Consider the following 14,009-nt stretch of genomic DNA (forward strand, 5'->3'; position numbering starts at 1 on the left):
GTCACCCTAGGCTCCGCGCGACCGGCGGCCGTGGACCCGCGCCGGTCGGACAGGGTCATGCGCGTCCCAAATGAGCGGCGGGCCGGACTCGCCCCGCCGCTCAGGAACCGGCGTACAGCAGGACCGCGGCGAACGTCCCGCCGATGAGGAACGGGCCGTACGGGAGCGCGTCGCGGCGGCCCGCGCGGCGGGCGAGCAGCAGCGCGGCCGCCGCCGCTCCGCCGGACAGGACGGCGATGAGCAGGCCCGCGACCCACGCCGCCGTCCCGTACCAGCCGAGGTACAGGCCGAGGACCCCGGCGAGCTTGACGTCCCCGAGCCCGATGTGGTCGGGGACCGCGACCCACTGGACGGCGTACAGCGCGCCGAGCGCGGCCATGCCCGCGAGCGCCCCGCCGAACCGGGCCGCGTCGCCGTCGACGGCCGCCGCGACGCCGAGCAGCGCCGCCGCGACGGGATAGGACGGCAGCGTGAGCGGATCGGGCAGCCGCCGCAGCGCGGCGTCCACGACGGCCAGCAGCGTCCCGGCGACCGCGAGGTACAGCACGGCGGCCAGCTCGGGGCGCGCGCCGGTCCGGACGCCGAGCGCGGCGGCGGCGAGGGCGCAACCGAAAGCGGTCGCGAGCGGGCGGCGGCGCAGCGGCTCCGTCCAATCCGCCCGCAGGGACCAGGTCGCGGGCTGCTCGCTCACGCCCGCCTGACGACGCTGAGTTCGACGCCGCCGACGATCCGGCCGCGCAGCACCTCGGCCAGCCGGTCCGACACGCGCTGCACGGTGCCGCGCTCGTCGTGCCCGGCGGCGACCGCGAACCGCACGGCCAGCTCGGCGCGCTCGCCGCGGCCGACGCGGACGCCCGCGACCGCCGGGTCGGAGCCGAACGCGGCCTCGACGGCGGCCAGGACGTCGGGGTCCTCGTGCGGCGGCGGGATCTCGCGGCCCTCGGCGAGCAGGTGCAGGCGCAGGCCGTCCACGGCGAACGGGACGGGTCCGGCGACGTCCACGACCAGCGCGTCCGCGCCCTCGTCCAGCGCCGCCAGGCACGCCTGCCGGGCGTGGACGGCGACCGGCCGCGCGTCGGGCCGCCACGCCAGCAGCGCCTCGGTGGAGGTGAACCCGAGGACGCCGCGGCGGCCGTCCTCGCCGATGAGCGTGGGCAGCGCCATGTCGCTGCTCTTCTCGCGGCGCAGCCCGCCGGGCTCGACCTCTTCCTCCTCGGTGAGGACGGCGACGACCGGCACGAGCAGCCGCGCGCCCCGCAGCTCGCGCAGCACGCCGTGCGCGCCCGCGCGGCCCGCCGCGTAGTCGGCGAGCGCGGCGGCCAGGCGCGGGTCGGCGGTGCCGTCGTCGTCGGGGAACTGGGGCTCTGGAATGGTCAGACCGGACACGGCACGCAAGGCTATAGCCTCCGCGCGGAGCGGCAGGGCCACTCGGCGAACACGGCCCGTGGTGGAAGCCCGTGGTCAGGGGGCGTGGCGCGCGTCAGGCGCGGGCGCGGTCGCGGCCGAGACCCGCCAGCCGCGCGACGGCCTCGTCGATGACCTCGTCCCGCTTGCAGAACGCGAACCGCACGAAGTGCGCGCCGTCCGCCGGCCGCTGGTAGAACACCTGCGTCGGGACGGCGACGACGCCCGCGAGGCCGGGCAGGGCGCGCGCCAGCTCCAGCCCGTCGGTGTACCCGAGCGGCCGGATGTCGGCCTGCACGAAGTAGGTGCCCTGCGGCCGGTAGGCGAGGAACCCGGCGGCCTCCAGTCCGGCGAGCAGCCGGTCGCGCTTGCGCTCCAGCGCCGCGCGCAGCTCCGCGACCCACGGCAGCTCCTCGCGCAGCGCGTACGCGGCGGCGCGCTGCCACGGGCCGCCGGTGGCGTAGGTGAGGAACTGCTTGACGGTCTGGACGGCCCGCACGAGCGGGGCGGGGCCGGTGACCCAGCCGGTCTTCCAGCCGGTGACCGAGAACGTCTTGCCGACCGACGAGACGGTCAGCGTCCGCTCGCGCATGCCGGGGAACGTCGCGAGCGGGACGTGCTCCGCGCCGTCGTAGGTCAGGTACTCGTAGACCTCGTCGGTGACCGCCGTCAGGTCGTGCTCGACGCAGACGGCCGCGATCTCCGCCAGCTCGTCGCGGGTGAACACCGTCCCGCACGGGTTGTGCGGCGAGTTGACGAGCAGGACCCTGGTGCGCGGCGTGACCGCGGCGCGCAGCTCGGCGGGGTCGAAGGTGAACCGGCCCGCGTCGGGCCGCAGCAGGACGGGCCGCAGCGCCGCGCCCGCGAGCGCGACCGTGGCGGCGTAGGAGTCGTAGGTCGGCTCGAACGCGACGACCTCGTCGCCCGGCCCGGCGAGCGCCAGGACCGAGGCGGCGACGCCCTCGGTCGCGCCGACCGTGACGTACACCTCGGTCTCGGGGTCGTAGCCGAGGCCGTACCGGTCCTCGCGCTGGTCGGCGACGGCGGCGCGCAGCTCGGGCAGGCCGGGGCCGGGCGGGTACTGGTTGCCGCCGCCCTCGATGGCCGCGACGGCGGCGGCGAGCATCGCGGGCGGCCCGTCGGTGTCGGGGAAGCCCTGCCCGAGGTTGATGGACCCCGTGCTCGCGGCCAGGGCGGACATCTCCGCGAAGATCGTGGTGCCGAATCCCCGCATGCGTTCGACCAGCGGTTCGCTCAACGGTTCTGCCACCCGCCCCACCCTAGGCGCTCGGGCCCCGGCCCGCCCGGGCGGCTCAGCCCGCGACGGACACGACGCGGCCGACCGTCCCCACGGCCGGGGCGAAGTCCAGCAGCGCGGCGGCGAGGTCGGCGCGGCGGATCGAGATGCCGCCGACGATGTTGCGGTCCACGGCGGTGCGGTACGAGCCCTTGGCGGGGCCGTTGAGCAGGCGCGGCGGGCGGACGATCGTCCAGTCCAGGCCGCTCTCGGCGACCAGCGTGTCCGCGCGGCGCGTGTCGACGAACCCCTGCTTGAGCGCGAGGCCGAGCAGCGGCTTCATCACGAACCGGGTGAAGGGGTCGTCGCCCGGCCCCGGGTACGCGCCGGACGCGCTGACGGTGAGCAGCCGGACGCCGCCGGTCTCCCGCAGCGCGGCGATCGCCGACCGCGCGCCGTCGGTGCAGACGGTCGTCGGGGCGCGCCCCTCGCGGCTGCCGAGCGCGCTGATGACCGCGTCCCGGTCCTTGACGAGCGGCGCGAGCGCGCCGGGGTCCATGACGTCGGCGCGGACGACGTCCACGCCGTCGCGCAGGCCGGCCGGGAGCCGGTCGGGGTCGCGGACGACGGCGGTGACGGCGTGCCCGCGCTCGCGGGCCTGGCGGACGACCTCCAGTCCGGTGCCGCCGGTCGCGCCGAGGACGGTGAGCTGCATGGGGCTCTCCCTGCTGGGTGAGTAAACGTTCACTAACCCCTAGGATGGTGAGCGTTCACTCACCTGTCAACAGGAACGAAGCCCCACCCCGATGAGCGCACGCGAACGCATCCTCGACGCGGCGGCCCGCATCATGCGGGAGCGCGGCGTCACCAAGGCGACCACGCGGGAGATCGCCCGCACCGCCGGATACTCCGAGGCCCTGCTCTACAAGCACTTCCGGGACAAGGAGGAGATCATGATCGCGGTGCTGCGGGAGCGGATGCCGGCGCTGCGCACGGCCGCCGCGCCGGGCGAGGGCACCGTCGCGGGCAACCTGGCGGCCGTCGCGGACGCGGCCGTCGCGTTCTACCGGCTGTCGTTCCCGATGATGGCGTCGATGGCGGCGGACCCGGCGCTCGTCGCGTCCGCGCGGACCGCCATCGGCCGGTACACCGCCGGGCCGCGCGAGCCCCTGCTGTTCCTGACCGGCTACCTCGACGCCGAGCGCGACCTCGGCCGCGTCCGCGCCGACGCCGACACCGCCGGGGTCGCCGCGCTGCTCATGGGCGCGTGCTTCCAGCAGGGGTTCCTCGCGTACTTCTCCGGCGAGGACGGGCACGCGCCCGAACTGCCGGGCGCGCTCGTCGCGGGCGTCCTGCCCGCGCTGCTGCCCTAGCCCAGCCGGGACTTGACGACCTTGCCCATCGCGTTGCGCGGCAGCGACTCCACCAGGCGGACGACGCGGGGCCGCTTGTGCGCGGTCAGCCGCTCCGCCGCGAACGCCGCGACCTCCGCCTCGCCCACGCCGTCCGCGACGACGTACGCGGCGACCTGCTCCCCGAGGTCGGGGTGCGGCGCGCCGACGACGGCGGCCTCCCGGACGGCCGGGTGGGCGAGCAGGACGTCCTCGATCTCGCCCGCGCCGATCCGGTAGCCGCCGCTCTTGATGAGGTCGGTGGACGCGCGGCCGACGATGCGGTGCGTCCCGTCGGGCTCGACGACGGCGATGTCGCCGGTGCGGAACCAGCCGTCCGGGGTGAACGCGGCGGCGGTCGCGTCCGGCCGGTTCAGGTAGCCGTCGAACAGCGTCGGCGTGCGGACGTGCAGTTCGCCGGGCGTCTCGCCGTCGTGCGGGACGGGCGCGCCGTCCTCGGCGGCGAGCCGCGTCGCGACGCCGGGCAGCGGGCGGCCGACGCGGCCGGGCCGCCGCTCCCCGTCCGCGCGGGCGCTGACGGTGATCAGCGTCTCGGTCATCCCGTACCGCTCGACGGGCCGGTGCCCGGTCAGCTCCGCGATCCGCCCGAACACCGGGACGGGCAGCGCGGCGCTCCCCGACACCAGCAGCCGCGCGCTCCGCAGCGCCGCCGCCGCGCCGGGGTCGGCGGCGAGCCGCGACCAGACGGTCGGGACGCCGAAGAACAGGCTGCCGCCGTCCTCGGCGGCGGCCCGCGCGTACGCCTCGGGGCGCGGGCGGCCGGTGTGGACGAGCGGCGAGCCGACCCGCAGCGCGCCGAGCACGCCGAGGACGAGCCCGTGGACGTGGAACAGCGGCAGGCCGTGGACCAGGACGTCGCCGGGCGTCCAGTCCCACGCCTCGGCGAGCGCGTCGATCCCGGCGGCGAGCGCGCGGCGCGACAGCAGGACGCCCTTGGGCGCGCCGGTCGTGCCGCTGGTGTAGAGGACCAGCGCGGTGGCGTCCGGGTCGGGGCGGGCGGCGGGCGGGTCGGCGGGCGGCAGGTCGTCGAGCGGGACGAGCGGCAGGTCCGCCCCCTCCCCCGCGCCGCGGGCGGCGAGCAGCAGCGTCGCCCCGGAGTCGCGCAGGATGTGCTCCCGCTCGACGGGCCCGGCGTCGGGCGGCACCGGCACGACGGGGACACCGGCCAGCAGCCCGCCGACGACGGCCGCGACCGTCCCGGCCGACGCGTCGGCGCGGACCGCGACGGCCCGCGCCCCCGCGATCTCGGCGGCGACGGCCGCCGCGCGCCCGAACAGGTCGGCGCGCGTGAGGGCGCGGCCCGCGACGGCGACGGCCGGGCCGTCGTCCGCGTCGCCGAGCAGATCGGTCACTTGGGGCCTCCTGGTGGTACGCGCGGGCGGCTCGCAGGGAAGTATGCCGGTCATGGCCGCCGTCACGCCGACCCACCCCGCGCTCGCCGCGCGCGTCCGGCGGCTGCCGCCGTCGTGCGGGCCGGTGCGCGTCGTCGCGGTGGACGGGCCGAGCGGCGCGGGCAAGTCCACGTTCGCGCGGCGGCTCGCGGCGGCGCTCGGCGCGCCGCTGGTCGCGGCCGACGACTTCCCGGTCCCGTGGGACGCCGACCCGCTGGTGTGGCTCGCGCCGCTGCGCCGCGCGGTGTTGGACCCGCTGGCGGCGGGGCGGCCGGGCGCGCTGGCCCGCTACGACTGGCGGGCGGGCCGCCGGGGCGCGCCGGAGGAGGTCCCGGCGGGTCCGGCGCTGGTGCTGGAGGGCGTCGGCGCGGCGGCGCGCGGCCTGCCGGTCGCGCTGCGGATCTTCGTGGACGCGCCGCGCCCGCTGCGCCGCGCGCGGGTGCTGGCGCGCGACGGGGCCGCGTTCGGTTCGGCGTGGGACGCGTGGTCGGTCCGCGAGGCGCGGTATTTCGCGGACGGTCTCGGGCCTGTCGACATGCGGGTCGACGGCGCGTCCGTCGCGGACGACGAGTTCCGCGTCCTCGATTGAGCGCGCGTGCGTGGACGACCGAACCGCGCCAGTGAATACTGGCGCAATCCGTCGTCTCACCGAGGAGCCCGTCCCATGCGACCTGTCCGCCCCTCCCGCCGCGCCGTCGCCCTCGCGTCCGCCGCCCTGCTCGGCGCGGCCGTCCTGCCCGCGCTGCCCGCGCTACCCGCGCTGGCCGCCCCGCCGCCCGGCGCGTGGACCGCCGAGACCGCGCCCCCGCTGACCGCCCCCGCCGCGCTGCACGGCGTCGCCGCCGCGAGCCCGAACCGCGCGTTCGCGGTCGGCGGCGAGGCGGGCGAGACCGTCCCCGTCCTGCTGAACCGCGGCCCGCGCGGCTGGACGCGCGCGCAGGCCCCCGCCGGGATCGCCCCCCAGCTCGTGGACGTCGCGGCGGGCTCGGCGGCGAACGCGTGGGCGGTCGGCCAGTCCGCGAACGCCTACGACCCCGCCGACGCGCGCGCCGTCCACTGGAACGGCCGCCGCTGGACCGCCGACCGGCTGCCGCTGCCCACCCCGCTCGCGGTGTCGGTGGACTCGGCGGGCGCGCCGTGGGTCGCGGGCGTCAACGGCAACGAGAACGACGGCAGCGCCGTCTACACCAAGCGGCACGGCGCGTGGAGCAAGAGCCTCGACGTCCCGGCCGGGACGATGCTCAGCGCCGTCGCCGCGCGGACGCCCCGCGACGTCTGGACGGGCGGCCTCGCGCAGAACTCCACCAGCACCGCGCTCTACCACTTCGACGGGTCCGCGTGGACCCGCGTGGCCTGGCCCAGCCAGTGGAGCCGCTGGGTCATGGAGATCGCCCCGGTCTCCGCGCGCGAGGTCTGGCTCTACGAGATGCCGCTCGACCCGCTGTTCTCCGGCCCGAAGCTCGCCCGCTGGAAGAACGGCGCGTTCACCGAGTACGCGATCCCCCCGGCCGGCTCCGGCGGCGGCCTCGGAACCCTGTCCGCCGACCCGGGCTTCCTCGGCTCCCTCGCCCCCGACGGCCGGGGCGGGGTCTGGGTCCAGACCAACCGGGGCGGGGAGTTCCTGCACTTCGACGGCGCGGACTGGACGCGCGTCGCCCGTCCCGCGTCGCAGGGCTACCTGTGGGATCTCGCCCAGGCCCCGCACACCCGGACGGTCTGGGCGGCCGGGGACGGCGGCGCGCTGCTGCGCTTCCACTGAGCCCGCGCCCGACTCCGCACCGGGCGGACCGCCGGACGGCCCCGCGCGGCGGCGGCTACGCTGAACGACCGTCAGACCATCGACGACCAGCATGGAGCCAGCCACATGGCGCTTGAACGCCCCGAGATCGACTTCCCCGAGGGCCAGCCCCCGTCCTACCTCGACATCACCGACATCACCGTCGGCGACGGCGCGGAGGCCGTGAAGGGGTCCACCGTCTCCATGCACTACGTGGGCGTGAGCTTCTCCACCGGCGAGGAGTTCGACGCGTCCTGGAACCGCGGCAGCACGCTGGACTTCGAGCTGGGCAGCGGCCGGGTCATCAAGGGCTGGGACATGGGGATCGCCGGGATGAAGGTGGGCGGGCGGCGCAAGCTCGTCATCCCGCCGCACCTGGCCTACGGCGACCGCAGCCCGTCCCCGGCCATCAAGCCGGGCGAAACGCTGATCTTCGTGGTGGACCTGGTGGACGTGAGCTGACCGGCCGCGCCGGTTGAACGGCGGGCAATCGGCGGGTGAAATTACCCCCGATCGCCCGCCTTCGCCGTTTCCGGGGCTGAACGCGTCGGTATCGACCCAGCATGATCCTCGCGCGCGGGCTGACGAAGCGGTACGGCCACAAGACCGCCGTCGACCGCGCGGACTTCTCCGTCGCGTCCGGGCACGTCACGGGCTTCCTCGGCCCGAACGGCGCGGGCAAGTCGACGACGATGCGGATGATCCTCGGCCTCGACCGGCCCACCGCGGGCGACGTCACCGTCAACGGCAAGCACTACCGCGACCTCGGGGCGCCGCTGCGCGAGGTCGGCGCGCTGCTGGAGGCGCGCGCGGCGCAGGGCGGCCGGACCGCGCGCAACCACCTGCGGTGCCTGGCGCGCAGCAACGGCATCCCCGACCGGCGCGCGGACGAGGTGCTGCGGCTCGTCGGGCTGGAGGCCGTCGCCGGGCAGCAGGTCCGCAACTTCTCGCTCGGGATGTCGCAGCGGCTCGGGATCGCCGGGGCGCTGCTCGGGGACCCGCCGATCCTCATGTTCGACGAGCCCGTCAACGGCCTCGACCCCGAGGGCATCCTGTGGATCAGGACCCTGATCCGGCAGCTCGCCGCCGAGGGCCGCACGGTGTTCGTGTCCAGCCACCTCATGGCGGAGATGGCGCTGACCGCCGACCACCTGGTCGTCATCGGGCGCGGCCGCATCCTCGCCGACACCGACATGCGCGACTTCATCGACACCAACGCCACGAGCCACGTCCTGGTCCGCTCGCCGCGGCTGACCGACCTCGTGCCGCTGCTGTCCGCGCGCGGCTGGCGCGTCGACCCCGAGGGCCGCGACGCGGTGCGCGTCCACGGGACGCCGCCGGACGCGATCGGGGACCTGGCCGCCGACCACGGCATCCGGCTGCACGAGCTGGCGCCCGTCCGCCCCTCGCTGGAGGAGGCCTTCATGCGGCTGACCGGCGACACCGTCGAGTACCACGCGGGGACGCCCGGGCAGCCGCCGATCCCGCCGGACGTCGCCGCGGGAGGTGCCGCGTGACCGCCGCCGGGGCGGCGGGCCGCCGCAGGCCGCCGCACGCGTCCTTCGCCAACGTCCTGTCCTCGGAGTGGACGAAGATCCGCACCGTGCCGTCCACCTTCTGGACGCTGCTGGCGGGCGCGCTCATCATCATCGGGTTCTCCGCGCTGTGGGCGTGGGCGTTCACCGCCAGCTTCGACCAGCTCGACCGGGCGGACCGCGCGTCCATCTCCCCGACGTCGCCGATGCAGATCGCTTTCTACTTCGGCATGGTCGTGTTCGGCGTCCTCGGCGTGCTGGTGATCAGCGGCGAGTACGGCAGCGGGATGATCCGCGCCTCGCTGACCGCGATGCCGCGCCGCGCCGAGTACCTGGCGGCCAAGGCCGTCGTGGTGGCGGGCGTCGTGCTCGTCGCGGGGCTCGTGGTGTCGTTCGCGTCGTTCTTCGTGTCGCAGCCGATCCTGATGATCAACCATCTCGACGGGTCGCTGGGCGACCGGGGCGTGCTGCGCTCGGTGTTCGGCGGCGGGCTGTTCCTCGCGCTCATCGCGGTGATGGCGCTCGGGATCGGGACGATCGTCCGGCACACGGCGGGCTCGATCGTGACGATGTTCGTGATCCTGTTCGTGCTCGGCATCGTCGGCGGGTTCCTGCCGGGCTCGTGGGGGCGGACGCTCAACCAGTACCTGCCGTCCAACGCGGGCAGTGCGATCCTGGCGCCGGTACGGCAGTCGGGATCGCTCGCGCCGTGGGCCGGGCTCGGCGTGTTCGCGCTCTACACGGCGGTGGTGCTGCTGGTGGCCGTCGTGCTGTTCCGGTCCCGCGACGCCTGAGATTTCGGCGTTCCCCGCGGATCGGGCCGCGTCGCTCCGTGACCCGCGGTGCCGGACATGGTCAGATATGTCGCGCGAGTCCTCCCACGGGTTTCCACACGGCGCGAACCACCGCGCGGTCGCGGCCGTCCCACCCAGTCGGGGACCGTGACACAGCGCCGGAACACGGCACCAGCACCACGGTGCGGGCACCACAGGATTAGGGGAACGCCGCCGATGCGAGGAAAGACGCCCGTCGCCGCCACCGTCGTGGCGGCGCTCGCCGGAGTCGCGGCCGCGGGCTGGCCCGCCGTCGCGGGCACCGGCGGACCGTCGGGGCCGACGATGCGGGCGCAGCTCGCCGCCGTGCTGGCCGACCAGGAGTGGCCGCGGCCCGCGCCGGGCTCCTGGACGCCGCCCAAACCCGCCGTGGACGGGCTCCCCACCGTGATCAGCAAGATCGACACGACCGACAAGGTCGTCTTCCTCACGATGGACGACGGCTACGAGTACGACTCGGACTTCGTCGCGCTGGTCCGCAAGGAGCACGTCCCGTACATGACGTTCCTGACGTCCACGTACATCCACGGCGAGGCACAGTACTTCTGGGCGCTGCGCAACGCCGGGTCGGTGATGGAGAACCACACCATCGACCACCCGAACATGCCGACGCTGAGCCCCGAGGCGCAGAAGCGGCAGATCTGCGAGTCCTCGGACGCCATCGCCGCCCAGTTCGGCCGCCGCCCGGAGATCTTCCGGCCGCCGTTCGGCGCGTACAACACCGCGACGCGCCAGGCCGCCAAGGAGTGCGGCATCAAGTCCGTCCTGCTGTGGACGGCCGAGTTCTACAACGGCACGACCGGCCCCGGCGTCGGGTTCAACGGCTTCGCGCGCGCGGACGGCGGCAAGGGCTTCAAGCCCGGCGACATCATCCTCATGCACTACCGCAAGGGCCTCGCCGGGGAGTTCGCGACGATGCTCGGGTGGATCAGGCAGGCCGGGTTCCGGCCCGCCGCCGTCCAGAACTACCTGCCGCGCTCGCTGGGCGGGACCGCGCCCGACGCCCCGGCCGCGCCGAAGGGCTGACGCGGCGCGGCCGGGCGCCCGGTCAGTCGGCGGCGCGGGGCCGGGTCGGCGGGCGCACCGGGCCGCCGACCTCGTCCTCGTCGGGGGCGATGATCCCGCGCCCGGCGTCGGCCGGGCCGCGCCGCCCGCCGAGGGCGTTCAGCAGGTGGTAGAAGACCAGCACCGCGACCGTCCCGAACGCGATGCCGCCGAGCGGGAAGTCGTCGGTGATCGACAGCGTCACGCCGCCGATCGCCAGGATCATCGCCGCCGCGACCGGCACGAGGTTGACCGGGTCGGCGAAGTCCACCCGGTTCTCGATCCAGATCTTCGCGCCGAGCAGCCCGATCATCCCGTAGAGGACGACGGTGATCCCGCCGAGGACGCCGCCGGGCGTCGCCGCGACGAGCGCCCCGAACTTGGGGCACAGCCCGAACAGGATCGCCACGACCGCCGCGACGTAGTACGCGGCCGTCGAGTAGATCCGGGTGGCGGCCATGACGCCGATGTTCTCGGCGTACGTCGTGGTGGGCGAGCCGCCGACGCCGGTGGCCAGGACGGTCGCGACGCCGTCGGCGGCGAGCGCGCGGCCCATCACCGGGTCCAGGTTCTCCCCCGTCATCGCCGCGACGGCCTTGACGTGCCCGGTGTTCTCCGCGATGAGCGCGATGACGGGCGGCAGCGCCAGCAGGATCGCCGACGCCGTGAACCCGGGCGCGTGCAGGCTCGGGAACCCGAACCAGTCGGCGTGCGAGACGCCGGAGAAGTCCACGCGGTGGTGCGGGAACGCCGTCGCGACGCAGTACGGCCCCTCGGCCGGGCACGGCCTGCCGGACGCGTCCAGCAGGTTCTGCCCCGGCAGCACCGAGGTGATCTTCCCGGCCGTGTGGTCCAGCACCCAGGACAGGGCGAACCCGAACACCAGCGCCAGCAGGATCGACACCCGCGACCAGAACCCGCGCAGCAGCACGGTGCTCAGCACCGCGAACACCAGCGTCGCCAGCCCGACCCACTGGTCCTGCGGCCAGTACGTCGTCGCGACGACCGGGGCGAGGTTGAACCCGATGAGCATCACGACCGCGCCCGTCACGACCGGCGGGAACACCCGGTGGACGACCTGCGCGCCGAGGAAGTGGATCACCAGCCCGACCGCCGCGAGCACCGCGCCCGACACCAGGATCGCCCCGGTGACCGTCGCGCTGTCGCCGCCCGCCGCGCGGATCGCCGCGACCGCGCCGACGAACGAGGCGCTGGAGCCGAGGTAGCTCGGCACCCGCCCGCCGACGACCAGCAGGAAGAGGATCGTCGCGACCCCGGACATCATGATCGACAGGTTCGGGTCCAGGCCCATCATGAGCGGGAAGACGAACGTCGCGCCGAACATCGCGACGACGTGCTGCACGCCGATCCCGGCCGTGCGCGGCCACGTCAGCCGCTCCCCGGGGCGCACGACCTCGCCGGGCGGCGGCGTCCTCCCGTCGCCGTGCAGCCTCCAGCCGATCCCCATCCGAGCCTCCTCCGGACGCGCCCGTGCGGGCGCGCCCTCGATTCCTGCGCGCAACCGTAGATGTACCCAGAACGGCGATCATGGGCGACTTCCGCCAAAGATTCCGGTTCTGGGCTGGGGAGACTCTATGACCCAGCGGTCAGATGCCGCGCATCCGGAGGACGTGCAGGGCCAGCGTCAGATTGAGGCGCAGGTTCGCGTCGCGGGTGAACGGGCCGAGCATCCGCTCCAGCTTCCCGATGCGGTACCGCAGCGTGTTGTAGTGGAAGTGCAGGCGGCGGGCCGTCTCGGCGACGTTCAGGTTGGTCTCCAGGAGTTCCTGCAGCGTGCGGCGCAGGTCGGCCATCTCGGGGTCGGCGTCGTCGGCCAGCTCCCCCAGCGTCTCGCGGACGAACGCGTGCAGCTCGGCGGCGTCCGGCACGAGGCTGAGCAGCCGGTACACGCCGAGCCCGTCGAAGTGGGCGCGCGCGCCGGGGCCCTGCACCTGGCGGCCGACGCGGACGGCCTTCAGCGCCTGCTCGTAGGCCTCCGGCAGGTCGGCGGGACGCGCGGCGGTCCGGCTGACGCCCGTCGAGAACGTGCGGTGCGCCGCCTCCGGGCCGAGGTCGGCGAACAGCGCCGCGACGTCCTGCGTCCACGCCGCCGCGACGTCGCGGGCGCCCGCGCCCTCGCCCGTCCCGACCAGCGCGACGACCTCGCGGGCGAAGCTCACCACGGCCGCGCCCGGGTCGCGGCGGCGCGCCGCCGCCGTCCACGCCGCCGCCAGCCGCTCCTGCGCGGCGCGCTCCTGCGGGCCCCGCCCGCCCGGCGCGTCGTCCAGCTCGGCGACGACGACCGCGAGCGGGCGGTCCAGGTCCCAGCCGAACCCGGCGCAGTGCGCGACGACCCGGTCCTCGCCCCCGGCCCGCCCCGCGAGCACCTCGCGCAGGAAGTCCGCCCGGTACTTGCTCTCCACCGCCGCGACGGCCTGCTGCTTGGTGACGACCAGCGCCGCGACCGTCGCCGCGCGCTCCAGGATGCCGAGGTCGGCGTCGCCGAGCGCGCCGCGCGGGGCGTAGGCGACGATCCGGCCGTGGTCGAGGCCGCCCGCGACGACCCGCGCCGACAACCGCGTCCCGCGCGGCGCGGCCCCGCCGACGAACGCCGCGAACCGCGTCCCGGGCACGAGCGGCGCGACCGTCTCGGGCACGGGCTCGGCGAACACGGGCTCGCTCACCACGGGCTCACCTACCACGGGCGCCGTCAGCTCCGCGAGATGGTCGGCGCGGCCCGCGCGGGCGACGACGCGCCCGTCGCCGTCCACCAGCGCGACGGCCGCGCCGAGCACCGCCGCGACCTCGTCCACGACCTCCTGCACCTCGCCGCCGCCCAGCACGATCTGCACCAGCGCCCGGTGGACCTCCTCGGTGCGGGCCAGGACGGCGGCCTGCCGGTTGAGGATGTCGCTGAGGACCTGGTTGAGGACGTCGTCGAACCCGACGTCGTCCGGCAGCGCGATGACGGGGAAGCCGAGCCGGTCCGCCCGCGCGAGCATCGCGGCGGGCAGGGCACCCGTGTCCGGACCCGGCCGGACGGCCAGCGCCGCGACCCCGCGCGCGTCCAGCTCCCCGACCAGCCCCGCGAGCCCCGCCGCGCCGCGCAGCGAGTAACCGGTGGTCAGCAGCAGCTCGTTGGGCTTGACGAACGTCAGCGCGTCCGCGACCGCCAGCACGTCGAGCCGCTGCACCACCCGGCCGAGCCCGCTCCGCCCCGCCACGACCCGCGCGCCGCGCAGGCTCGGCACGCCCAGGACCTCCCCGACCGACAGGCCGAGGGTGAGGGCGCCGGTGCTCGCCAGCCGGAGGGCCGGGGGCGCCGGGTCCACGGGAATGTGGCTCATGCGTGGGGTCACCTCGCTTTTGGAGCGTT

14 protein-coding genes are annotated in these 14,009 nt (G+C 75.7%); 7 read left to right on the forward strand and 7 right to left on the reverse strand.

What is annotated here, in order from left to right:
- Positions 1-100: 100 nt before the first annotated feature.
- The 4 genes from G339_RS0109060 to G339_RS0109075 form a co-directional block, all read right to left on the reverse strand.
- Positions 101-691 carry a prepilin peptidase gene (locus tag G339_RS0109060; protein ID WP_019630751.1) on the reverse strand — a complete coding sequence of 197 codons (591 nt, stop codon included), beginning with the start codon at positions 689-691 and terminating at the stop codon, positions 101-103.
- Positions 688-1,386 (reverse strand): SseB family protein, encoded by a 699-nt coding sequence (locus G339_RS0109065; protein ID WP_019630752.1) that lies wholly within the window; start codon positions 1,384-1,386, stop codon positions 688-690. The genes G339_RS0109060 and G339_RS0109065 overlap by 4 nt, the downstream gene beginning before the upstream one ends.
- Before the next feature lie 94 nt (positions 1,387-1,480).
- On the reverse strand, positions 1,481-2,662 hold the full coding sequence (locus G339_RS0109070) for a pyridoxal phosphate-dependent aminotransferase (protein WP_019630753.1): 1,182 nt from the start codon (positions 2,660-2,662) through the stop codon (positions 1,481-1,483).
- 55 nt (positions 2,663-2,717) lie between these two features.
- The gene (locus G339_RS0109075) at positions 2,718-3,356 is read right to left on the reverse strand and encodes an NAD(P)-dependent oxidoreductase (RefSeq protein ID WP_019630754.1); all 639 of its coding nucleotides are present in this window, start codon (positions 3,354-3,356) and stop codon (positions 2,718-2,720) included.
- A 91-nt stretch (positions 3,357-3,447) separates the two neighbouring features.
- Between G339_RS0109075 and G339_RS0109080 the strand changes: the two genes are divergently transcribed.
- Positions 3,448-4,014, forward strand: a complete 567-nt coding sequence (locus G339_RS0109080) for a TetR/AcrR family transcriptional regulator (protein WP_019630755.1) — start codon at positions 3,448-3,450, stop codon at positions 4,012-4,014.
- On the opposite strand, the gene G339_RS0109085 is transcribed toward G339_RS0109080, so the two are convergent.
- Positions 4,011-5,405: an AMP-binding protein gene (locus G339_RS0109085; protein ID WP_019630756.1), complete on the reverse strand. Its 1,395-nt coding sequence runs from the start codon at positions 5,403-5,405 to the stop codon at positions 4,011-4,013. The two genes, G339_RS0109080 and G339_RS0109085, sit on opposite strands and share 4 nt — an antisense overlap.
- 52 nt (positions 5,406-5,457) lie before the next feature.
- On the opposite strand from G339_RS0109085, the gene G339_RS0109090 reads away from it, so the two are divergent.
- The 6 genes from G339_RS0109090 to G339_RS0109115 all read left to right on the forward strand — a co-directional run bounded on the left by G339_RS0109090 (position 5,458) and on the right by G339_RS0109115 (position 10,615).
- Positions 5,458-6,033: a uridine kinase family protein gene (locus G339_RS0109090; protein ID WP_033322613.1), complete on the forward strand. Its 576-nt coding sequence runs from the start codon at positions 5,458-5,460 to the stop codon at positions 6,031-6,033.
- 75 nt (positions 6,034-6,108) lie between these two features.
- Positions 6,109-7,203, forward strand: coding sequence for a hypothetical protein (locus tag G339_RS0109095; RefSeq protein WP_019630758.1), 1,095 nt, complete (start codon positions 6,109-6,111; stop codon positions 7,201-7,203).
- A gap of 105 nt (positions 7,204-7,308) precedes the next feature.
- Complete coding sequence (locus G339_RS0109100; RefSeq protein WP_019630759.1) at positions 7,309-7,683, forward strand: FKBP-type peptidyl-prolyl cis-trans isomerase; 375 nt, start codon at positions 7,309-7,311, stop codon at positions 7,681-7,683.
- Positions 7,684-7,784: 101 nt separating this feature from the next.
- Complete coding sequence (locus G339_RS0109105) at positions 7,785-8,738, forward strand: ABC transporter ATP-binding protein (RefSeq protein ID WP_019630760.1); 954 nt, start codon at positions 7,785-7,787, stop codon at positions 8,736-8,738.
- Complete coding sequence (locus G339_RS0109110; RefSeq protein WP_019630761.1) at positions 8,735-9,550, forward strand: ABC transporter permease; 816 nt, start codon at positions 8,735-8,737, stop codon at positions 9,548-9,550. The genes G339_RS0109105 and G339_RS0109110 overlap by 4 nt, the downstream gene beginning before the upstream one ends.
- A 216-nt stretch (positions 9,551-9,766) precedes the next feature.
- Positions 9,767-10,615, forward strand: coding sequence for a polysaccharide deacetylase family protein (locus tag G339_RS0109115; RefSeq protein WP_019630762.1), 849 nt, complete (start codon positions 9,767-9,769; stop codon positions 10,613-10,615).
- Positions 10,616-10,637: 22 nt separating this feature from the next.
- Here the strand turns inward: G339_RS0109115 and G339_RS0109120 are convergent, their stop codons facing one another.
- Both G339_RS0109120 and G339_RS0109125 read right to left on the reverse strand, forming a co-directional pair.
- Positions 10,638-12,101 (reverse strand): uracil-xanthine permease family protein, encoded by a 1,464-nt coding sequence (locus tag G339_RS0109120; protein WP_019630763.1) that lies wholly within the window; start codon positions 12,099-12,101, stop codon positions 10,638-10,640.
- A gap of 139 nt (positions 12,102-12,240) precedes the next feature.
- Positions 12,241-13,980, reverse strand: coding sequence for a PucR family transcriptional regulator (locus tag G339_RS0109125; protein ID WP_019630764.1), 1,740 nt, complete (start codon positions 13,978-13,980; stop codon positions 12,241-12,243).
- Positions 13,981-14,009 lie beyond the last annotated feature (29 nt).

This window comes from Actinomadura atramentaria DSM 43919 (genome assembly GCF_000381885.1).
GTDB lineage: Bacteria > Actinomycetota > Actinomycetes > Streptosporangiales > Streptosporangiaceae > Spirillospora > Spirillospora atramentaria.

Bases quoted from the DNA above. Each gene is read 5' to 3' on its own strand.
- G339_RS0109080 (WP_019630755.1), top strand. From the start codon at position 3,448: ATGAGCGCACGCGAACGCATCCTCGACGCGGCGGCCCGCATCATGCGG.
- G339_RS0109120 (WP_019630763.1), bottom strand. From the start codon at position 12,101: ATGGGGATCGGCTGGAGGCTGCACGGCGACGGGAGGACGCCGCCGCCC.
- G339_RS0109105 (WP_019630760.1), top strand. From the start codon at position 7,785: ATGATCCTCGCGCGCGGGCTGACGAAGCGGTACGGCCACAAGACCGCC.
- G339_RS0109100 (WP_019630759.1), top strand. From the start codon at position 7,309: ATGGCGCTTGAACGCCCCGAGATCGACTTCCCCGAGGGCCAGCCCCCG.
- G339_RS0109115 (WP_019630762.1), top strand. From the start codon at position 9,767: ATGCGAGGAAAGACGCCCGTCGCCGCCACCGTCGTGGCGGCGCTCGCC.
- G339_RS0109090 (WP_033322613.1), top strand. From the start codon at position 5,458: ATGGCCGCCGTCACGCCGACCCACCCCGCGCTCGCCGCGCGCGTCCGG.
- G339_RS0109075 (WP_019630754.1), bottom strand. From the start codon at position 3,356: ATGCAGCTCACCGTCCTCGGCGCGACCGGCGGCACCGGACTGGAGGTC.
- G339_RS0109095 (WP_019630758.1), top strand. From the start codon at position 6,109: ATGCGACCTGTCCGCCCCTCCCGCCGCGCCGTCGCCCTCGCGTCCGCC.
- G339_RS0109125 (WP_019630764.1), bottom strand. From the start codon at position 13,980: ATGAGCCACATTCCCGTGGACCCGGCGCCCCCGGCCCTCCGGCTGGCG.